Below are 20,461 nucleotides of genomic sequence, written 5' to 3'. Positions count from 1 at the left end.
ACTGGCAGTACAAGTCCGGGATCATGGCGCCGCGTGAACTTATCAACTCGAAGTCGGGTCTCACCATCCGCTCAGGCATTGCCCGCGTGGCGCTCGGGAGAACGCCGGATGTTCAAAAGCTTCACGACAAAGGACTGGGCGATCTTCTGCCAGAACTATGGCCAACCGATCCGAATCGCGAATAGGCCGTGGCGCCACCGAGGCGGAAAAGGATGTGCTCAGGCGTGCGGTATCCGGCATTGCCGGCGATTGCGCGGCCATCATTCCCCGCGAGATGCTGATCGAACTGCATGAGGTCGGCTCCAAGAGCAGCTCGACAGACATGTATGAGCGGCGCGCCGACTGGCTTGATCGGCAGGTGTCGAAGCTGGTGCTCGGCCAGACGACGACGACGGATGCGGTCTCCGGCGGCCATGCGGTGAGCCAGGAGCATCGTCTGGTGCAGGAGGATATCGAGCGCGATGATGCCGGCATGGCGACTTCGACGCTGAACCAGCAGCTCATCCCGAACATCGTGGCATTCAATTTCGGGCCGCAGGAGCGCTACCCGCATGTGCGGATCGGCCGTCCGGACGAAGTGCCGCTCGGTGAATTTGCCGAGGCTTTCGACAAGCTGGCAAAACACGGGCTGACCGCCGAGGAAGCCTATTTGCGCGACCGCCTTGGCATCCCGACACCGAAGCCGGATGCGGTGCTGATCGGTGGACGAACACCGGTACCAACGGCAGATCCCGCAACGCCTGCAGCCAAGCCGCCGGCAAAGCCGATTTCCGCCAACGCCGCGCTCGATCGCCTCTTCGCCTCGGCGCACGCGACGGAGCCTCGCGACGAGATCGAGATCCTGACCGACCGGCTTGAGCGGGAAGCGGCCGACGCGATGGATGGTATGATAGCAGAGGTGCGCGAGGCACTGATGCAGGCGACCGATCTGCGCGATGCCGCAGCACGGCTTGCGAAGCTCGATCTGTCTCCCGACGACCTGACGGAAGCCATGGCCCGCGGCATGGCACTGGCGCATCTGGCGGGCCAGGCGTCACTGATCGACGACCTGAAGGGGCGGTCATGAATAGCGGCCCGCTGACGCGCTTCGCCTGCCTGGAGGTAACGCAGAAGCGGGCAAAGTCGCGAACCGCGCCTATCGCCTTCAAAACGGCTTCAAATTCGATTTCAGGATTGATGGCAAGGATGGCGGCAGCGGGTGCATCGCTCGATCTGCCGTTCGACGAAGCTATAGCCTATTTCCGGCAGAAAGTCTCCATCCCGACGCAGAGCTGGCGCGACGTCTGGGATGCGGCGCATTCGAAGATGTTCATGGTCGCCGGCGCCAATACGGTGGCGCTCGTCGATGACTTCAGGGCATCGATCGAGAAGGCGCTGACGCAAGGCACGGCGATCGAGGAGTTCCGCAAGGATTTCGACCAGATCGTGAAAACGCACGGTTGGTCCTATCAGGGCGAACGCGGCTGGCGCACGCGAACGATCTTCGAAACCAATCTTGCGACCGCCTATGCTGCCGGCCGCTATGCCCAGATGACCGAGCCGGACACGCTCGCGACCTTTCCCTATTGGCAATATCGCCATTCCGGCGCGCTTCATCCGCGCCTGCAGCACAAGGCATGGGACGAAAAGATCTATCCGGCCGACGATCCGTTCTGGGTGACGGCCTATCCGCCGAACGGGTTCCGGTGCGGCTGCTTCGTCATTCCGATTTCTCGGGCGCGGTTGAAGCGCCTGGGCAAAAGCGGCCCGATCGCGCGCCGGACCTTGACCAGCTGGGCACCGATCAGCCGCTCGGGGTCGATCCATCCTTCGCCTACAATCCCGGCATGGCCTGGCTGAAACAGACGGCACCTGGTCCGAAGGCGGTTTCGGCAACAGAAGCCAATATCGTTGCCTTTGTTCTATCGGCGCTGAAGGGCAAATGGCCGGACGGGTCCTGGACGCCGGTTGCCGTCGTCGAGGACGGTCTCGACATCGCCTCGGTCAAGGCTGGAGACGAATTGCGGCTGACAGCGGATCGTATCCGCACGGATGCGGGCAAATCCGAGGCTGATGTCTTCGCCACGATCCCGGGGCGGCTGCTGAAGAAGGGCGCCCGCATCCGGACGGCGGAGGATGGCACGGTGACTGTCACCGGTCGCGTCGATGGCGGTGCCTGGACGATGGCCGTGCGCCCGATCGCGGACGGTGATCGGCGCTGGCTCGATCTCGTCTCCCTCAAGAAGGCGCGTCGATGAGCGGCGTCTCCATTTCCGTCACGATCCAGGACCGCGCCGTCCAGGACGCTTTTCGCACCCTCGCTTTCCGCATGGGCAACACGCAACCGGTCATGGCGGCGATCGGCACGGAACTGGTCGCCTCGACGCATATGCGCTTCGTCACCCAGACCGATCCGGAGGGCAATGCCTGGCAGGCGTTGAACACCGCTTATGCGGCCACCAAACGCAACACCCGCATCCTCACTGAAAGCGGCGGGTTGCGCGACAGCATCAATTCCCAGGCGGGCCAGGACGTGGTTCACGTCGGAACGAGTAAGATTTACGCCCGCGTTCACCAGGAAGGCGCGGCGATCGTGCCGAAGAATGCTTCGGCGCTTGTCTTCTTCATCGGCGGCGATCTCGTCAAGGCCAAGAGCGTCACCTTGCCCGCCCGCCGCTACCTCGGTATATCTGCCGAAGATGAAACGTCGATCGCCGAGATCGTCTTCGGTTTCGTCGAGCGCTATCTCCCCCGCTGATACCACCTGAGCCGCACATGCCGCCCGCCGTGGCGGGCATGATCTGATCGTGCGGCGCATGGCACTTTCCGGCCATGCTGAAAAACATCAACGCCCTCCTCATCGCTATCCAGTCTGCCGACGGCACTGTGCCGGATTGGCTGCACCTTCTGCCTGCCACCGAGTTCAAGGGGGTCGATGGGCGCGGCCCCTATGCCGCTCCGGATCTGGCGGCGCTAATTGCCACCTTCACTGCCGAAGGGCGCAAGCTGCCAGTGGACGAGAACCATTCGATCGATCTGGCAGGCAAGTCCGGCCATCCGTCGCCGGCGCGCGGCTGGATCGTCGAGCTGCAGGCGCGCGAGGACGGCCTGTGGGGTCGTGTCGAGTGGACGTCCGAAGGCGAGACTATCGTCAGAGGCAAGTCCTACGGCTACCTCTCGCCGGTTTTCCTGCATTCGGCCGCCAAGCCCTACAAGATCGCCAAGGTTCTTCGTGTGGCGCTGACCAACGATCCGAACCTCGATTTTCTGACTTCCCTCCATCATCAACAGGAGAGCGATATGCTCGAACAGCTCCGGAAGGCGCTTGGCCTTCCCGAGACGGCAACCGAGGCGGAAGCCCTCAGCGCCATCTCGACCATGCATGCCGAACACCAGGCGCAGACGGCTTTGATGGGCAAGATCCGTGTGGCGACCGGGCTGGCGGCTGATGTGACCGGTGACGCGCTTGTCACCGCGCTGCAGTCACGCGGCAAGGTCACCGCCGCCGAGGCGGAAAACGCCGAGCTGAAGACGACGGTCACGTCGCTGCAGAGCCAGCTCACGACGCTGATCTCGACCCATGCCCGCGACAAGGCGGTCTCGGTGGTCGAAGAGGCCGTCAAGGCCGGCAAGATCGTGCCGGCGCTGAAGGATCACATGATCGCCCGCCACATGAAGGACCCGGCAGAGGTCGAGAAGGAGATCGCTCTCCTGCCGTCGATCAATGCCGGCGGCCTTGGCGGACATCGCGAGCCGGAAGCCGGCGCTGCACTGTCTGCCGAAGACAAGCAGATCGCCGCCATGATGGGCATCGACGAAAAGATCTTCGCCGATCGCTCCAAGGCGCTGCACGGAAAGGATCTCTGACATGGCTGCGACCGACGACATCCGCTCGAAAAAGAAGCCCGGCCTTGGTCGCCGTTATGGCTATCCGGTTCTGGGCGGCCAGAAGATCTACGGCGGCGCCGCCGTAGGCATCACCGCGAACAAAGAAGCCGTGCCGGCAGGCCATGCCTCTGCCGTCAAGCTGATGGGCTTTGCCGAGGAACGCGCCGACAACAGCGGCGGCGCCACCGGCGATCTGTTCGTGACGGTCGAGAAGGACGTGCGGCTGATCCCGCTCGCCGGTGCTGCCGTCTCGAATATCGGCGCCACCGTCTACGCCTCGGCCGACGACACCTTCACGCTGACGGCCGGCTCTTTGCTGGCACTCGGCACCATCGACGCCATCGACGCGGACGGCGTCTGGCTCGCAACCCTCTGAGGATTGACCATGGATATCAACGCCAGCACGCTGCGCGCCATCTATACCGGGCTTTCGACCGCCTTCAATCAGCGGTTCGCTTCGATCTCGCCGCTCTACACGATGGTGGCAATGCCCGTCCCCTCGACCTCGGCGATCAACGAATATCCGCGCCTGGACGATCTGCCCGGCTTCCGCGAATGGATCGGCGATCGCATGATCCATGATCTTGGCGCGCTGACTTACACCATCCGCAACAAGACCTTCGAGAAGACGATCGCCATCAAGCGTGAACAGATCGAGGATGATCAGCTTGGCATCTTCACGCCGGTCGCCGGACAGATGGGTCAGGATGCTGCCGAATTCCCGGATCTTCTCTGCTGGCCGCTCTTCAAGACCGGCGAGACGCTGAAGTGCTACGACGGCCAGTATTTCTTCGACACGGACCATCCCGGCTACAACGAGCAGGGCAATCAGATCTCTGTTGCCAACTTCACAGATGGCGCCGGTCCCGCCTGGTACCTGGTCGATGATGCTCAGGCAGTGAAGCCCTTGGTGTATCAGACCCGTCGTCCCTTCGTTCTTACCCCGATGCAGTCGCCTGACGATCCAAACGTCTTTTACCAGGGCAAATTCGTCTGGGGCGTCGATGGGCGCTCAAATGCCGGCCTCGGTCTCTGGCAGACCGCCTACAAATCGAAGGCGACGCTGAACGAAGCGAACCTCTCGGCGGCGCTGACTGCGATGAGCACGATCCGCCGCCGTTCCGGCCAGGTGTTGAACATTTCCGCCAAGAAGCTGCTCGTGCCACCGTCCCTTGAAATCACCGCACGCAAGCTGGTCGAGGCCGAACTCACCAATGGCGGCGAGACCAACATCATGGCCCGCATGGTGCAGGTCGTGAAGGTTCCCTACCTCGCCTGACCTGCCCCGACGCGGGGCACACCACCCGCGTCGCCTGCCGCCGCCGGCGCGCCTCCCCGCCGGCGGCGGGTCTCCGGAAAACGGTTGATGCCAGCCGCTTTCTCGAAACCCGAAAGGAAGAAGCATGAGCGCGAAGAAAATCCAGATCATCTGCACGTCGCCCGGCATGCGCCGCAACGGTATCGCCCATCCGGCAAGCGCCTTTTATGACGCCGATCGCTGGAGCGCGGACGAGATCAACGCCTTCAAGGCCGATCCGAATTTCACGGTGCGGGATGTAGCGGACGGCGAAAGCACGACGACGCAAGCCGATTTCGAGGCGCGCGTGACGGCCGAGGTGGACCGGCGCGTCCAGATCCAGATCGACGAACTGCAGAAGAGTTTTGACCAGGCCGTCAGCGACAAGGCGGCCGAGAGGATCACCGAACTGCAGGCCAAGGTCGAAGAACTGGAAACCAAGCTGCGGGCCTCTGAACAGGCCGCGACCGAGAAGGCTTCGACCAAGAAGTAACCCCACGCACTGAAGACGACGCTACGAGAGTAAAGCCGAAGGACCACCCATGTATGCCACCGTCACCGACATGATTGCCCGCTTCGGCGAGACACACATGATCCGGCTCTCGCAGCCGGAGGATCGCACAGCCGAGACGGTGGATGCGGTGAAGATCGAGACGGCACTTTCCGACGCGTCATCGGTCATCGACGGCTACATCCGTGGTCGTTACCTGGTGCCGATTGCGGCTCCACCGGCGGAGATCGTCCGCGCTTCCTGCGTTCTGGCGCGCTACGAGCTGGCCCAGGGCGAGCACATGGAGCCCTCCGAAGAGATGGGCAAGGCGCGCAAGGAAACGATCACCTGGCTGGAGAACATCGCCAAAGAGCTGATCAATCTCGACGTGCCGGTTGCCCTGCCCGCCGGTCCTGCCGTCGGCTCCGGGCCGCGCATGTCCGATCGGTCACGCATCATGTCGCTCGACAGTCTGCGAGGCTTCTGATGGGGTTCACCCTGCAATACACCAACATCCGCAAGATGGAGCCGCTGCTGACGAAGCGGCTGCGGCTCGCCTTCCCGGAAAAGACGTTTGCGATCGAGCGCGTGCCGCAGGTCATGACGGTCAAGGAATTCGAGCGCCTGGCGCGGCTCTCTCCCTTCATCGGTCTCGCCTGGGTTGGCTTCCGGGCCGATGCCAATAGCGGCCGGATGCTTTCCGGCCGGATGCTCTGGCGGCTGATCCTCATCTTCAAGGCTTCGAACGGCCTTGAAACCCGCTTCAAGGGTGACGTGAAGGGGATCGGCCTTGATGCCATGGCCGACGTCGCGATCGCCCTGATGCATGGTTGGACCGTTCCGGACGCGGGGCCTGTGAGCGTGACTGGCGCCAACAGCGTGATCGCCGACGGCTGGAGCGACGAGGCGGTCGTGATCGCCCAGGTGGATTTCGAGATCTACTGCACCGCGCATCCGGGCAAGCTCGATCTGATCACACCCGACGATTTCCGTGCGCTGTCGATCGACTGGATGGTCGAGCCCGATCCTGACGCCGTGCCCGTATCCGACACCCTCACCCTGGACGATGCCCCATGATGAAATTCCTGAAGCCCGCACCGGGCCGCACAGTCCATCTGCCGGACGGGACCGAAATCCCGGCAGCCGGCATGGACATCGAGGACAGCCTGTTTCGCCGCCGGCGCCTGGCCGATGGCGATCTTATCGAGGCAGAACCGCCAAGCGCCGCATCGGCGCCTGAGGCCGAGCCCCACGACGGAACCGAAACCGAAACGGCCGAGGCCGAAGCCCCCGCCAAGACGACCAAGCCCAAAGGAGGCAAGTGACCATGGATTTCGACGAAATCCCCTATGACTGGTTGGAGCCCGGCACCTTCCTGGAAGTGAAGCCGAACTACCGCAATGCCGGCGTCTTCGCCTGGCCGGAAAAGGCAATGATCGCTGGCCAGAAGCTGGCGGCCGGAACGCTTGCTCCCGGCCAGATCATCGAAGTGACACGCGCTGCCGAAGGCGACGTGCTCTTCGGCCGTGGCTCGGTCGGCGCCAAGATGGTGAAGGCCTTCCGCGACGCCAACAAAGTCACGCCGCTTTATGTTACAGCGCTTGCCGATGCCGAAGGCGCGGTCAAATCGACCGGCACCTTTACCTTCGTCGGAGCAGCCTCCTCGGCTGTCGTGCTGCGCTTCCGCATCGGTGGACGCCAGGTGCGCTTTACCGCGCTGACCTCCGACAACGTGACAGCGATGGCAACCAAGCTTGCCGCCGCGATCAACGCGGATCTCGACATGGAAGTGACCGCCGCGTCGGCTGCCGGCGTCGTTACCTGCACGGCGCGTCACGGTGGCGAGGTCGGCAACGAGATCGACCTGCGCGTCGATACCGACGTCCAGCCGGTGCCTTCGGGCCTCACGATCACGGTCGCCGCCATGGCGGGTGGCGCCGGCAATCCGTCGGTCCAGTCGGTGCTCGATCTGCTGACCAACACCTGGATCACCAAGCTTGTGACGCCCTGGGCGGATGCCACCAATCTCGGTCTGCTCGCGACTTGGCTGACCGCGCGCTACACGGCGATGTCGAAGCTCGATTGCCATGGCTTCACCTTCAAGCGTGGTACGTTCGGGGAACTGTCCACCTTCGGCAATCTCACCAATTGCCCCTTCCTTACCTGCGGCGGCATGAAGGCTTCGCCGACGCCGGCCTACACGATTGCCGCGACCGCCATGGCAATTGCAAGCTTCCACCTCACCAACGATCCGGCGCGCCAGCTGCGCTCGCTGGTGCTTCCGGGCGTGATGGCGCCGGCGGCGGCTGACCAGTTCACCGACGAGGAAAAGAACCTGCTGCTCAATCGCGGGATCTCGACCTTCGACCATCTGTCGGATGGCACGACCACGATCAGCCGGATGATCACCACCTACAAGACGTCCAATCTGGGCGCTGCCGATCGTGCCTGGCTCGACATCATGGTGCCGGCGACGGCATCGCGCATCCGCTACGACTGGGCGCTCTATGTCTCGCTGTTGTATCCGCGCGCCAAGCTGGTCGATGACGACGACGTTGCGGCGCTCGTGCGGCGTGATGACGACGACACCGATCCGGGAACGGCTGTCGTCACGCCTGGGCGCATGCATGCGTCCTGGGGTGCGCGCTGCAAGCTCTACGGCGAGAAGGTGTGGATCGAGAACGTCTCGCAGAAGATCAGGGAAAGCGTCTTCCAACGCTCGACCGACGACAGGCAGCGATTGGAAAGTCGCCAGAAAATCAGCATCGCCGGCAACCTGATGGTGCTTGCCGGCTCGCTTGAATTCGACGCTTAGGAGGACTGACCCATGACACAGGTTCTGGGCATCATCGACATCGTCTGGCGCGGCCGGACGATCCCTGTCGAAAAGGGTGCCACCATCCGCCTCGGCGGCATCAAGAACACCGGCGTTACCTATGGACGCACGGTCGGCCGCGCCGGCGAATTCCAGGGTTCGGAAGTCAATGCGACGACCAACCTGCAGCGCGGCCAGCGGGCGACCGACCTCTTCGACGAGACGGAGGGCGAGCTGCAGGTGCGCTGCGATACCGGCCAGACCTTCGTCATCAACGACGCCTTCCTGGAAGGCGATCGTCCGGTGATCACCGGCGGCGAAGGCGGCAAGATCCCGCTCAAATGGATGGGCGGCGTAGCCGAGGAGATCCTCGCATGACGAAGATTGGTCGCACGACCCATATTGACCTGGACGAGGATGCTCTCGTCGAAGCCCCCAAGGTCTCCAGCGAGGATGACATCGTCAATGAGGACAACGACCTCGACGACAACGACATCGTCGATGAAGATGCCGGCGACCTCGACAAACTGCCGAGACGCGCGATCGTCAATGCAGACGGCACGGTGATCCTGCCGCTCCTCTATCCGAAGACGTTCGCGTCGAAAAAGGACGGCAAGATCCGCGAACGCGTGTTCAAGCAGCTCACCTTCCATCGCCTGACCGGCGCCGATCAGCGCGCGATTGCCGCCGCCAGCGAAGACATGATGAATGTGGTCGCCTTCGCGCGATCGACCAAGATCAGCCAGGCGGTGATGAACAAGCTGTTCGACAAGATGGATGCGGCCGACATTGCCGACTGCGGGCGGGTGCTCAACTCTTTTTTGACGAGTGGCCGCAAAACTGGCCGGTGATGATCGGCGCGCTGGCCGATGGTACCGGTTTCTCGGCTGCCGAGATCGACGCATTCGACGCCCGCACGCTGACCTACTGGTGGAACATGGTGATGGCCTGGCGCCAGGAAGTGGCTAGACTCAACACCCCCTGACGAGATCATGCCCGCCGATGCGGGCATGATCGTTTTTTCGCGCGCGCGATAGCTTGGCGGCTATCTTCGAACGAGGCGCGCCCATGTCCAATCGCAATATGGCCTTGGACGTCATCGTCCGGCTGAAGGATCTGCTCACAGGTCCGCTTCGCCGCCTGCGCTCGACGCTCGACGGCATTGCCGGCATGGCCCGAAAGATCGGTCTCGTCGGCGGCGCCGTTGCCGCCATTTCGTTCATGGGTCCGATCCAGGAAGCGGCCGCGTTCCAGCAGCAGCTCCTCGATATCGCCGGCACGTCCAATCTCGTCGGCAAAGCTGCCTTTGATCTCGTCGAAAATTCCAAGGCGAAATACGAGGAACTGAGCCTGGTCGTCGGCCAGTATTCCGACACCATTGCCAAGGGTGCCGGCCAGATGATCGCAGCCGGTGTCGATCCGACGCTGGTCGATCAGTCGATCGGTTTGATCGGTCGCTCTGCGACCGCGGCCAATGCCGAGTTCAACGACATGGCAGGCGTGGCGACCTCGCTCCTAACCACACTACGCATGCCCGCCGATCAGCTGGAGGGTGCGATGGCCGGCCTCGTGGTGGCCGGCAAGGAAGGCGCCTTCGAATTAAAGGACATGGCACGCTACTTCCCGACGCTGACAGGCCAGATGGCGAAGTTTGGTGTGACCGGCCGCGAAGCTGTCAACACCCTTGGTGCTGCCCTGCAGATCGCCCGCAAAGGCACGAGCGATCCGGCGGAAGCCGCCAACAACCTCAAGAACTTCCTCTCGAAGATCCTGGCGCCCGAGACCATCAAGAACTTCGCGAAAGCTGGCGTCGATATCGAAGCCGTGATGAAGGACGCTGCCACGAAGGGCATCAACCCGATCGAGGCCGTCGTGCAGAAGATCTCGAAACTGACGGGGATCTCCGGAAAGGAAATCGCCGGGCTTTTGAAGACCGCCAAGGACAACGGTCTTGAGGGCGCCGATGCGCTGGCTTCCGTCCGCGAGCAGCTGGAGAAGATCTACGGCGCCGGCAAGCTCGGTTCGATTTTTGGCGACATGCAGGTCATGGATTTCCTGATCCCGATGCTCGCGAATATCGATGAGTACAAGCGGATCAGGCAAGAGGTTGCAAACGCCACCGGCTCGGTCATCGACAAGGATTTCGAGACGCAGATGGAAGGCCTCAACCGGCAGCTGACGATCTTCAACGAGATCGGCACGCAGGCCGGACGCGAGGTCGGCTTTGCCTTTGGCTCCTGGCTTCCCATGATCAACGAGAACCTCGCTGCGCTTCTGAAGTGGCTGCGAGAAACCGACAAGGCCACCGGCGGCATGGTACGCCAGGCGCTGTCGCTCGCTGGCGCTGGCGTCATCGCTGCCGCTGGCATCGGTGCGCTTGGGCTGGTCCTGCCTGTGATCGGCGCGGGTCTTTCGGCGCTGGCCGCCCTCGTCAGCCCGGTTGGCATCGCACTCGCGGCCATCGCAGCCGGAGCCTATCTCGTCTACCGCAACTGGTCGACCGTCAGCTCGCGTCTGTCGCGCATCTGGGACAGCATCAAGTCCGGTTTTTCCGCCTTCGGAGCCTTGGCCTTAGACATTGGCCGCCGCGTCGTCACCGCCGGCCAGGAGATGGTTGATCGCTACGGTCCTGCCGTCATGAATGGAATTGGTAAAGCCTGGGAGTGGGCCTCTTCCGCAGCGGCTTCGGCATGGTCGGTTATTTCTGATACCGGCGCCAAGCTGGTCACCGCCGGTCAGGAGATGGTGGGTCGTTATGGCCCTGTTGTCATGAATGGCATTGGCAAAGCCTGGGAGTGGGCCTCTTCCGCAGCGGTTTCGGCATGGTCGGTTATTTCTGATACCGGCGCCAAGCTGGTCACCGCCGGCCAGGAGATGGTGGATCGTTATGGCCCTATCCTTAAGGAAGGCATGGGCGCGGCCCTAACGGACGTGTCGGCGGGGTGGGAGAACCTGAAGAAGCTGTTGAGCGGCTTCTCGGAAGGGTTGGCTCTCGACGTCGATCTCTCGGGGCTTACGATCGACAATGCCAAGATTGCAGCCTTCGAGGCATTGGATGCTGCTCTCAAGGGCATTGGGGTTGGCTGGCAGGCGCTGAAGGATTTCGGGTCCGGCTTTGCTCCTTACCTCGAAGGGATCGGCAAGAATATCGGCGGCACGGTCAACTCGCTTGTGCGCATCGGCGAGGCTTTCGTGAAGATCGCCGATGCGATCGGTCGAATGCTTGGGTACCAGCCGGAAACCGTCAGCAATTTCTTCAAGGGGCTCGGCGACCTCGCCGGTGGCAGCCTCGGACTTGCCGTCGATCTGATCGCCAAGCTTGCCGATCTTCTGGCGAGGGTCGCCGAAGGCATTGCAAAGGTCGCTGACGCCGTCGCCGAGGGAATTAACTGGGGCGGGCTTCTGCCGGATAGCGTGACGGGAGCCTGGAACACCTTGGCCAGCAGCATCAAGTCCGTCATGGATCTTCTGCCGTCCGTCCAGGACGCGCCGAAGACACGTATCGGGCGATATGATCGCACACCGGCCAATGTAAACATCCAGGCCAACCCCATCGCCGCCGCGCAAGCGCCAATGCCGGCCCAGGCGCCGCCGCAGCGCATCGACGTGGCCACGCAGGCAACCGTCAAGGTCGAAGGCCCCGGCCGTGTGGTCGAGCAGGAGACGAACGTCTCCTCGCCGTCACCCAACGTCAACACGGGCCGCGTCATCGGGAGGAACTGATGATCCTCGACAGCCTCAATGCGCTGCCTGGTTGCTTTCCTGGCCGATATCGCGGCATCGAGATCGCGATCGTCGACACATCCTCCGAGGTCGGCCGTCGTGTCCTGGAATACCTGTTCCCCGGCGTCGATCAGGCGGCGTATGACGATTTCGGGGTGCTCCCCTCGATCGTCAGCATTGAGGCCTTCATCCTGGCCGATGATTACCGTGCAAAGGCAAAGCGCCTTCAAGCCGTCTTCGAAACGCCTGGCGCCGGGCTGCTGATCCATCCCTGGCTTGGCCCCATGTCGGTCATCCTGGAGGAACCGGCGCGGATATCGTTCTCATCGCGCGAGCTGCGCATGGTGCGCATCAGCGCCCGGTTCAAGCGGCGCGGTGTCTCGTTCGGCTCGCTGTCTGCCGGCGGATTTTCCGCTCTCCTGTCGGCTCTCTCCTCCATGATCGGTGCGACATCGTCACTGATCGCGGCTGTTCGATCAAACTCTGTTGCCGCATCGGTGCGCCGGTCGAGCCGGATTGCCACCTCGACCCTATCGTCGCTTCAGACACCGCGCGGTTCGGTCTCGGCCGTCAGCACCATGCGTGCCGGCCTTGCAGCCTCGGCGCCGGAAACACCGGCGGCGCTCGACACATGGTGGCTGACGGCAACGGCGGTCCTGCAAGTGGTGACAGAGGAACCAGCCGTCGCACCCGCTATCGCGGCACAAAGCGGCCCGTCGCCGCAAAGCCTCACAGAGATCGGCATGCTGCTTTCCGATCGGCTCCTGACCGAGGCGAACGCGGCGCCGGCACTTGCCGACAAAGTCCTGCTCGTTGGCATGGCCGCTCATGTGCTTGGCTCTGGCGGCTGGCAGATCCCTTACGCGGAATATGCCAGCAGCCAGGAGGCGCTGACCGTTCGTGCTGCAGTTTCGGATCGCGCCGGTCGTCTGGTCGAGCAGCTGGAAGAGATCGGCGAAACCAGCCTTCAGGCCGAGACCAGCGTGCTGATCCGTGCGGCAAACGATGCCACGGCCGCCGCCATGGCCTACCTCAACGAGGTCATCGGCGAGCTGCCGGCAGTGATGACGTTCCGCCCGGGCCGGCCGCTCGACGCCTGGGCTCTGGCGCAACACATTGCCGGCAATGATCCGGCGCGCCTGGAGGAGGTCTATGCCGATATCGTTGCGCGCAACAGTCCGCGCCATCCCTCCTATCTCGACACCGCTTCGATTGAAGTTCGGGAGCTGACCTGATGGCAAAAAGCATCCGCTTCTTCATCGAAGGCACGGAACACAATCAGTGGCTTTCCTGTGAGGTAAGCCGGGATCTGAAGGATTTTTCCGGCGCATTCTCCTTTACCTTTCGCGACGGTGCCCGCTCATCCTTATCCCTGCCATTCGCCACAGCCCCGCTGTTTTCGATTACCGGCCCTCTCCTGAAGCTCAGGCCGGGGCCAACCGTCACAATCAAGATCGGTCGCCGCACAGTGCTGAAAGGATGGATCGACAAGGTGGAGCCGGACATCGGTGACGGCCAAGCGAGCGTTACCATCTCCGGACGCGACGTGGCGAATGATTTGATCGATTGCGCCGCAATGGCCGATCAGGCCGAATATGCCAATGTAAAGCTGGAAGACGCCGTCGCACGGATAGCCAAACCCTATGGCCTGACAGTCCGCAGCGAGATCGATACCGGCGAGCCCTTCGCCCGCTATTCGATCGATCTGGCCGAGACGGCCTTTTCCGCCATCGAGAAGGGTGCGCGCTCCCGCCATGCGCTGGTGCTCTCGGATGGCATCGGCGGCATCGTCATCACCCAGACCGGCAAGACCAGAGCGCCAGCAGCCCTCACCCTGCCGGGCAACGTATTGCGGTCTCGCGGCACCTTCGATTACAGCGGCCGTCATTCGGACACCACCGTGCGAGGCCAATCGGAAGGCGCGGCGAAAGCCCGTGGTGAGGCCCGCCTCGACGCGACGGCAGAGCCGATCGGCGCCGAGGATCGACAGGACGGTGACGGCAGCGCCACGACGCGTGAGCGACGTGGCATCGCGGCAACGGGACGCGCGGTGGATGACGAGATCACCCGCCATCGCCCGGTCGTGCATCTGGCCCGCTCTCAGGCAGACGGCACCTCTACCCAGGCCGAGGCGGAACGGCGCATGCGCACGGCCCGCGGCGAAAGCGAGGAGTTCACACTGACCGTCAAAGGCCATGAGGTCGGCGGCCAGCTATGGACCGTCAATCAGCTGGTCGAGGTGAGCGATGCCTATCTCGATGTCTACCGCGACCTGTTGATCTCGCGTGTCGGCTGGATCGAGGACTATTCGGGCTGTGTTACCGACATCACTGTCTGCAGCCCGGAAGCCTTTGATGCGGAGCCGGTCGGCAATCGCCGCACCAATCGGAAGGGCAAGAAGGCTGGCAAGACACCAGCAACAACAACTCTTGACGGCACGGCGGAGGCCCTATGAGCAAGGAGATCTTCGACAAGCTGCGAGGCATGATCCGCCGCGTTTCCGTCAAGTCGATCGACGATAGCGGCGAGATGCAGACCGCAACCGTTGAAGTGGCGGACGGCATTGAGCGGAAAAATGTCGAAGTCTGGCAACCTTATGGCCTCGTCGGCGTGCCGGACACCGATGGCGCGATCAGTTTGGCGATCGCGATCGGTGGCGATGAAGGCGATATGTGGGTGCTGCCGCCTTCCAATCCATCGCAGCGCATGGGCGGACTGAGGAAGGGCGACGTCGGCGTCGCCAACAAGGCCGGAGATCGGGTCATCGTCGGCGCTGACGGCAAGATCGCGGTGAAGGCTGCCGTCGAGGCGGACATCTCGGTCGGCGGTGTATCGTTCAAGGTTGACGCGGCCGGCGTTCACGTCACCGGCGGCGGGATCTGGCACGATGGCGTGCGGATCGACAAGACGCATCGGCACGGGGCTGTGGTGCGCGGCGGCGAAGAGACCGATCCGCCGATCGAGTAGCGCCCGCGACGGCGGGCATGATCAGGTCCGCGCGCGCGCGATAGCGTGGCGCCCATGTTCATCGACCTTGGCCTCACCTTTGATCCACTCACCCGTCGTTGCGATCTCTCGCTCGGCGAGGACTTCGATCTGGTGCTCGATACGTCGCCAGTCCCGGCGATGCTGGTGACGGCAGGTCTCGATCGGCGCGCCGATCCGGATGACGAACTGCCGGAGGGGCGCACGCAGTTTCTGGCGCCCGCGAGCTTCTCCGAGCGGCGGGGCGGCATCATCGACGCGCTCTCGCCGATCGGTCGGCCCGGTGGATGCAAGATGTGGCTGCTCGACCGGGCAAAACAAACCGAGGCAACCCGCCAACTCGCCGAATACTGGCTGCAGGAAGGCTTCGCCTGGGTAGAACAAGAGACTGGCGAACCAGCGACGATCGAGGTGGATTGGGTCCGGGAGCACACGCTGGGCTACCGCATTCAGGTGGATGACGAGACGCTGTCTCTGACCAAGAGGGTGGCGGACTGATGCCCTGGCCAATCGATACCGCCTCGACCATTTTTGGACGCATGGCCTCGCGCGTCGAACAACGCATTCTAACGCTTGCCCAGGCGCGTGGCCTTGCCGTTACCCTTGCCAAGGTCTCGCTCGCTGTGCGCTCTGCCCAGGGTGTCATTGCCAATCTTTTGTCGCCGATCGCCGGCGAGATCCGCAGCGTGCATGAACATCAGGCCTGGTGGGGGCGGCAGTACATGCCGGACAGCGCCGATGATGAGGAGATGATCCTCCGGCATGCGAACATCTGGGGCGTCGAGGGTCGTGCCGCCATCAAGGCGCTTGGCGATGTGATGTTCGAGGGCGCCGCAGGAACCGTCCTGGCCTCCGGCATTCCGTTGACGGCCGGCAATGGGCAGGCCTATGTGACGACGGCCGGCGGGACGATCCCAGGCGGTGGCGCGATCACCCTCTCGGCCGAGGCGGTAACGGCAGGTGCCGGGGGCAACCTGGCCGCCGGCATTGTGCTGTCAACGGATGCTGTAATCGACGGTGTGACCCGCGTCTCGGTCGCCAATCCGTTCTCGGGTGGCGCCGATGCGGAAACGCCGGCCGAGATCCAGGTCGCCTATTTGCGCCGCATCCGCACGCCGCCGATGGGCGGTGCTGCACAGGACTATTCGGCATGGGTGGCTGAGGTGGCCGATGTCTATGCGGTGAAGCCCGTCGAGGACTGGATCGGTCGCGGGTCCGTTGGGGTCGTGGTTGCGCTTGCCAATGCCGATGGGACGCCGCGCACTCCGACCACGCCTGAGCTTGAGACGATTGGCGCGCATCTGGGGCTGATCGGCAGTCAGACCGGTGTGAGGCCGGTGACAGCAAGGACGATCCCGGTTGCCGCAAGCCTTGCCGCCATCCCGATTTCGGTCCGTCTGCGGCCGGACACGTCCGTCACAAGGGCGGCGGTCTCGGCAGCATATCAGCGCTTCATCCTGACCCTTGGTGACGAGGACGATGATCAGAACACGTCGCCGATCGGTGCCTTGATCGAACCCTCGCGCATCTCCGAGGCGATCTCCTCATCGTCTGGCGAATATGCCCATGACCTGACGTCGCCAGCCGCACCCTTCACGCTCGACAGGGCCGCATGCCCGGTCGCCGGCGCCATCACCTGGCTGGATTGAGAGGGATTTGAAGCATGGCCAGAACTGTTTCGAATATCCTTCAAAGCCTGATCGGCAAGATTATGCCAGGCTGGGCGCTCGGCGTCCGCGACGGATTGATTGACGCCATTCTCGAAGGGGTCGCTGTTGCACTGAAGGAAGCGGAAGATCAGGCCGAGGCGCTGATGCGCGAGACCGATCCAAGATCCGCCAATAATCTGCTGACGGATTTTGAGCGGTGCTTAGGCCCGGACCCCTGCGGCCGTGACAAGGCGGCCCTGACCATCGAGCAGCGTCGGCGGTTGGCCCATCAGCGCTGGACGGCACGCGGCGGCCAGTCGATCCCCTTTTTCATTTCACTAGCACGCGCGCTCGGCGTCGAGATCACGATCGATGAGTTCTGGCCGTCCAGGGCGGGAGGTTTGCGAGCAGGCCAACGCCTGCGACCAGAGGGCTGCCAGTTCACCTGGCGGGTCAACATTCCGGGCCTCGTCACCGTGACGAATTTCCGCGCGGGCGTGTCCCGTGCCGGCCAGCGGCTCGGCACCTTCGAGCTGTCGTCGATCGAATGCGAGATCCGGCGCCTGAAGCCCGCCCACACACACGTTGTTTTCAATTACGGAGAGGCATGATGGATCGCGTCAACGGCGCAGGCACGGTTGATATCGGCGCTGGCCGCAGAGGCTTCCGCGACGAGGACCTCGAAACGGGCATCTTCGGAACGGAGGTGACGGCACTCTGGCTGAACAGCATCCAGGAAGAGATCCTGCGGATCGTCTCCGAAGCGGGCCTCGCCCCCAACGCCGGCGACTGGTCGCAGCTCTACCAGGCCCTGAAGATCCTCGGCCTTAACGGCGGCTCGCGCGCGCGCCGATGGATGGCGGTCAACTCCGTTTCGCTGTCCAGCGCGCCCGGTTCGCCGGCCGAGGGCGATGCCTATCTCATTCCCCCTGGTGCCACCGGCATTTGGGCCGGAAACGAGGGCAAGATCGCGGAATGGACAGGCGCATCCTGGTCCTATCTGACCACGCCAAACGGCCACGCCGTCAGCATTCCGGACGGCCGCGTCTTTGAGAAAGTCGGAGGCAGTTATGGTGAGATGCTGGCGACAGAAAGCCGCTCAGGTCTGGTCGAGCTGGCAACTGTCGCCGAGGCACTTGCAGGTGCCGACGTCTTGCGCGCCGTGACATCGGCCGGACTGTCCGCAGCGATTGCGGCCATCATGCCGCCGCGCCCGAACCTCTGCCCCAATGGCGGCTTTGAGGATGGCCTGACTGGTATCAACATCCTCAAGTCCGGCGTTGGCGCCTGGAACGGACAGATCGTTGATAATGATTGGGGGCGGTCCATCTCTCTGACCGTTGGTTCCAGCGGCACCTATGTCGTTCTGTGGCCAAAGTTTCCGGTCAACGCCGGCATAACCTACACGGTCTCTGGAGACGCGGTCCTGCTGGCCGCTGGCGGCACGGTCGGATTTGATCTGGAGTGGACTGACGCGTCGAACACGGTCATCTCCTACGTTGCACCGAAGCCGCGCGCTCCAGGTGATTTCGATGACGGTGCATCCGGCCGCCAAAGCATGGCGGTTTCCGGCATTGCGCCGGCCGGTGCGGTCTCGGCACGGGTGCGCTGTGTCTTCTTCGATACGGTCGATCCCGTGGCGATGTATGCCCGCTACGCCAAGGTCGAGAGAGGAAATCTGCCGGCCACCGCATACACGTCGCGCGCCAAGCAATCTGCCATTGCCGGCAACGGATACATCGATTTTACCGGTGGTCTGACCATGCAGTGGGGGACAGGCTGGACGGCAGACGGCACGGCCCTCATCAGCTTTCCGAAGGCGTTTTCCGCCCAGCCCTACGTCTCCGTCGGCTGGGATATTGGCGCCAGCACCTGGACGACCGCGAACGCATCCTTCGTGGGTGCCGGTGACACCACGCCCACCACGGCGGTGATCCGATCGGTCAACTGGACCGGCTCGGCGATGCGGCTGCACTCGGCCAACTTCTCCTTCATCGCACTTGGTCCGACCTGACAGAGGTAATCGGAATGTTGAACGATCCCGCAAAATTCTATTTCGCACCCTCGACCCGGGGGTTTTACATCGACGCTCAGGCAAGGCCCGAGGATGCCGTCGAGATCACACAGGCGCAGCATGCGGAATTCCTCGGCGTCCTCAATGCCGGGGGCAGTGTGCAGACGATCGACGGCGAGCTCGTTGCCGTCCCACGCGGCGTGTCGTTTGCAGACCAGCAGGCCGACAAGCTCCGGCTGATCGACGCCAAGGCGAACGATCTCCTGAACGGCGGCTATGCGACCGGCGGCCTGCACGTCTCTCTGACCGACGCCTCCCGTGCGGATCTGACCGCGATGGCGACCACGGCCGGCTTTGCGGTGTCCGGCGTTGTGCCCTGGCCGGAAAGCTATCAGCTGGGCTGGATCTCGATCGAGAACGTTAGAATTCCGCTGCCGACACCTGAGGAAGGCATCCTGCTCGCGGCCGCCATCGGTGATTTTTATGCGCGCATCAAACAGCACGCCCGCTCGCTGAAAGATGCCGTCACTCTTGCTGAAGACGCGGACGGCTTGGTCGCCATCGATATCGAAAGCGGGTGGCCGCAGTGATGCAATCAGATTGCCGCCCGGCATAAGCCGGGTGGCCGGGGAGCGTCATGCTCTCCGAGCGACGGGCCTTAGTTTGGCGACCAGTCCCGTCCGACAGCGATATGCATAACCGTCGCACCCGTACCCTGCAGGGCGGGGCATGTGTGACTGAGTCGCGAGCTTCTTGAAATGGTAAATCTCACTCCGGTTCATCCGGCGACACCCGCCGCAGCCTATATCGGGGGCAAGCGCATCCTGGCGAAGACCATCATCGCCCGGATCAATGCCACGCCGCACGAGGCCTATTGCGAGCCTTTCGTGGGAATGGGCGGCATCTTCCTGCGCCGGTCGCTGGCGCCGAAGATGGAGGCGATCAACGACATCAATGGCGAGGTCGCCAATCTCTTCCGCATCCTGCAGCGGCACTATCCGCAGTTCATGGACACCCTCCGCTTCCAGGTCACCAGCCGGCGCGAGTTCGAACGGCTGTCCAGGACAGACCCGTCCACACTGACGGACCTGGAGCGCGCGGCGCGCTTCCTCTACCTCCAGCGCCTGGCATTCGGCGGTAAGGTTCGCGGTCAGAATTTTGGCGTGACAATGGACGGCGGCCGGTTCAACCTCATGAAGCTTGCACCGCAGCTGGAAGAGATCCACGAGCGCATATCGGGCGTGGTGATCGAGAACCTCGGCTGGCGCGCCTTCATCGAACGCTACGACCGGCCGACGACGCTCTTCTATCTCGATCCCCCCTACTGGGGCTGCGAGGACGACTATGGCAAAGCCGTCTTCAGCCGCGAGGATTTCGCCGAGATGGCAGAGGTGCTCGGCCGCATTCGAGGCCGCTTCATCCTGTCTTTGAACGCCGTTCCAGGCGTCTTCGAAACCTTCTCGAAGTTCGAGATCGAGGAGGTGGACTGCAGCTATTCCATCCAGGGCCAAGGGCGGGCGAAGGAGGTGAAAGAGGTTCTTATCTCAAACTTCAGATTGCCGGATTAAGATTTTGGTCAGGATAAAAGTTGAAGGTACAATGCGAGTGATTTGGTGCAGGG

General features: G+C 63.1%; 26 protein-coding genes. All 26 read left to right on the top strand.

Annotated features, from left to right (window positions below):
* Positions 1–185, top strand: a 185-nt coding sequence (locus tag OU993_RS23170; protein ID WP_268161265.1) for a hypothetical protein, incomplete at its 5' end; no start/stop codon positions are given.
* Between the two features lie 29 nt (positions 186–214).
* Positions 215–1,066, top strand: a complete 852-nt coding sequence (locus OU993_RS23165) for a phage portal protein family protein (RefSeq protein ID WP_268161264.1) — start codon at positions 215–217, stop codon at positions 1,064–1,066.
* The gene (locus OU993_RS23160; protein WP_268161263.1) at positions 1,063–1,839 is read left to right on the top strand and encodes a phage head morphogenesis protein; all 777 of its coding nucleotides are present in this window, start codon (positions 1,063–1,065) and stop codon (positions 1,837–1,839) included. Before OU993_RS23165 ends, OU993_RS23160 begins: the two co-directional genes overlap by 4 nt.
* Positions 1,827–2,237, top strand: a complete 411-nt coding sequence (locus OU993_RS23155) for a hypothetical protein (RefSeq protein ID WP_268161262.1) — start codon at positions 1,827–1,829, stop codon at positions 2,235–2,237. The genes OU993_RS23160 and OU993_RS23155 overlap by 13 nt, the downstream gene beginning before the upstream one ends.
* Positions 2,234–2,737: a phage virion morphogenesis protein gene (locus OU993_RS23150; RefSeq protein ID WP_268161261.1), complete on the top strand. Its 504-nt coding sequence runs from the start codon at positions 2,234–2,236 to the stop codon at positions 2,735–2,737. Before OU993_RS23155 ends, OU993_RS23150 begins: the two co-directional genes overlap by 4 nt.
* Before the next feature lie 74 nt (positions 2,738–2,811).
* Positions 2,812–3,846, top strand: a complete 1,035-nt coding sequence (locus tag OU993_RS23145; RefSeq protein WP_268161260.1) for a phage protease — start codon at positions 2,812–2,814, stop codon at positions 3,844–3,846.
* Position 3,847: 1 nt separating this feature from the next.
* Positions 3,848–4,243: a hypothetical protein gene (locus tag OU993_RS23140; RefSeq protein ID WP_268161259.1), complete on the top strand. Its 396-nt coding sequence runs from the start codon at positions 3,848–3,850 to the stop codon at positions 4,241–4,243.
* Between the two features lie 9 nt (positions 4,244–4,252).
* A complete protein-coding gene (locus OU993_RS23135) occupies positions 4,253–5,146 on the top strand; it encodes a Mu-like prophage major head subunit gpT family protein (RefSeq protein WP_268161258.1) in 894 nt (297 codons plus the stop codon).
* Between the two features lie 124 nt (positions 5,147–5,270).
* The gene (locus tag OU993_RS23130) at positions 5,271–5,657 is read left to right on the top strand and encodes a hypothetical protein (protein WP_268161257.1); all 387 of its coding nucleotides are present in this window, start codon (positions 5,271–5,273) and stop codon (positions 5,655–5,657) included.
* A gap of 49 nt (positions 5,658–5,706) precedes the next feature.
* The gene (locus OU993_RS23125) at positions 5,707–6,141 is read left to right on the top strand and encodes a gp436 family protein (RefSeq protein ID WP_268161256.1); all 435 of its coding nucleotides are present in this window, start codon (positions 5,707–5,709) and stop codon (positions 6,139–6,141) included.
* Positions 6,141–6,731: a hypothetical protein gene (locus OU993_RS23120; RefSeq protein WP_268161255.1), complete on the top strand. Its 591-nt coding sequence runs from the start codon at positions 6,141–6,143 to the stop codon at positions 6,729–6,731. Before OU993_RS23125 ends, OU993_RS23120 begins: the two co-directional genes overlap by 1 nt.
* The gene (locus tag OU993_RS23115; protein WP_268161254.1) at positions 6,728–6,979 is read left to right on the top strand and encodes a DUF2635 domain-containing protein; all 252 of its coding nucleotides are present in this window, start codon (positions 6,728–6,730) and stop codon (positions 6,977–6,979) included. Before OU993_RS23120 ends, OU993_RS23115 begins: the two co-directional genes overlap by 4 nt.
* A 2-nt stretch (positions 6,980–6,981) precedes the next feature.
* Positions 6,982–8,469 carry a phage tail sheath subtilisin-like domain-containing protein gene (locus OU993_RS23110; RefSeq protein ID WP_268161253.1) on the top strand — a complete coding sequence of 496 codons (1,488 nt, stop codon included), beginning with the start codon at positions 6,982–6,984 and terminating at the stop codon, positions 8,467–8,469.
* Between the two features lie 12 nt (positions 8,470–8,481).
* Positions 8,482–8,847 (top strand): phage tail tube protein, encoded by a 366-nt coding sequence (locus tag OU993_RS23105; RefSeq protein ID WP_268157398.1) that lies wholly within the window; start codon positions 8,482–8,484, stop codon positions 8,845–8,847.
* Positions 8,844–9,320 carry a hypothetical protein gene (locus tag OU993_RS23100; RefSeq protein ID WP_268161252.1) on the top strand — a complete coding sequence of 159 codons (477 nt, stop codon included), beginning with the start codon at positions 8,844–8,846 and terminating at the stop codon, positions 9,318–9,320. The genes OU993_RS23105 and OU993_RS23100 overlap by 4 nt, the downstream gene beginning before the upstream one ends.
* Entirely contained in the window at positions 9,320–9,454 is a 135-nt protein-coding gene (locus OU993_RS23095) for a hypothetical protein (protein ID WP_268161251.1), read from the top strand. Before OU993_RS23100 ends, OU993_RS23095 begins: the two co-directional genes overlap by 1 nt.
* A gap of 83 nt (positions 9,455–9,537) precedes the next feature.
* Complete coding sequence (locus tag OU993_RS23090; RefSeq protein WP_268161250.1) at positions 9,538–12,192, top strand: phage tail tape measure protein; 2,655 nt, start codon at positions 9,538–9,540, stop codon at positions 12,190–12,192.
* Positions 12,192–13,427, top strand: a complete 1,236-nt coding sequence (locus OU993_RS23085) for a DNA circularization N-terminal domain-containing protein (protein ID WP_268161249.1) — start codon at positions 12,192–12,194, stop codon at positions 13,425–13,427. Before OU993_RS23090 ends, OU993_RS23085 begins: the two co-directional genes overlap by 1 nt.
* The gene (locus OU993_RS23080) at positions 13,427–14,647 is read left to right on the top strand and encodes a phage baseplate assembly protein (protein WP_268161248.1); all 1,221 of its coding nucleotides are present in this window, start codon (positions 13,427–13,429) and stop codon (positions 14,645–14,647) included. The genes OU993_RS23085 and OU993_RS23080 overlap by 1 nt, the downstream gene beginning before the upstream one ends.
* Positions 14,644–15,159: a phage baseplate assembly protein domain-containing protein gene (locus tag OU993_RS23075; protein ID WP_268161247.1), complete on the top strand. Its 516-nt coding sequence runs from the start codon at positions 14,644–14,646 to the stop codon at positions 15,157–15,159. The genes OU993_RS23080 and OU993_RS23075 overlap by 4 nt, the downstream gene beginning before the upstream one ends.
* Positions 15,160–15,213: 54 nt before the next feature.
* Positions 15,214–15,675 carry a phage GP46 family protein gene (locus OU993_RS23070; protein ID WP_268161246.1) on the top strand — a complete coding sequence of 154 codons (462 nt, stop codon included), beginning with the start codon at positions 15,214–15,216 and terminating at the stop codon, positions 15,673–15,675.
* Positions 15,675–16,826 carry a baseplate J/gp47 family protein gene (locus OU993_RS23065; RefSeq protein ID WP_268161245.1) on the top strand — a complete coding sequence of 384 codons (1,152 nt, stop codon included), beginning with the start codon at positions 15,675–15,677 and terminating at the stop codon, positions 16,824–16,826. Before OU993_RS23070 ends, OU993_RS23065 begins: the two co-directional genes overlap by 1 nt.
* A gap of 14 nt (positions 16,827–16,840) precedes the next feature.
* Positions 16,841–17,437, top strand: a complete 597-nt coding sequence (locus OU993_RS23060) for a YmfQ family protein (RefSeq protein ID WP_268157381.1) — start codon at positions 16,841–16,843, stop codon at positions 17,435–17,437.
* A complete protein-coding gene (locus OU993_RS23055; RefSeq protein WP_268161244.1) occupies positions 17,434–18,840 on the top strand; it encodes a DUF2793 domain-containing protein in 1,407 nt (468 codons plus the stop codon). The genes OU993_RS23060 and OU993_RS23055 overlap by 4 nt, the downstream gene beginning before the upstream one ends.
* A 14-nt stretch (positions 18,841–18,854) precedes the next feature.
* Entirely contained in the window at positions 18,855–19,430 is a 576-nt protein-coding gene (locus tag OU993_RS23050) for a DUF4376 domain-containing protein (RefSeq protein WP_268161243.1), read from the top strand.
* Positions 19,431–19,598: 168 nt separating this feature from the next.
* Entirely contained in the window at positions 19,599–20,408 is an 810-nt protein-coding gene (locus OU993_RS23045; protein ID WP_268161242.1) for a DNA adenine methylase, read from the top strand.
* Positions 20,409–20,461: the final 53 nt, after the last annotated feature.

Origin of the sequence: Rhizobium sp. SL86, from assembly GCF_026672545.1 — a bacterium.
Classification (GTDB): Bacteria; Pseudomonadota; Alphaproteobacteria; order Rhizobiales; family Rhizobiaceae; genus Neorhizobium.
Note: the sequence above shows the minus strand (reverse complement) of the source record. Positions and strands in the feature narration are given on the sequence as shown.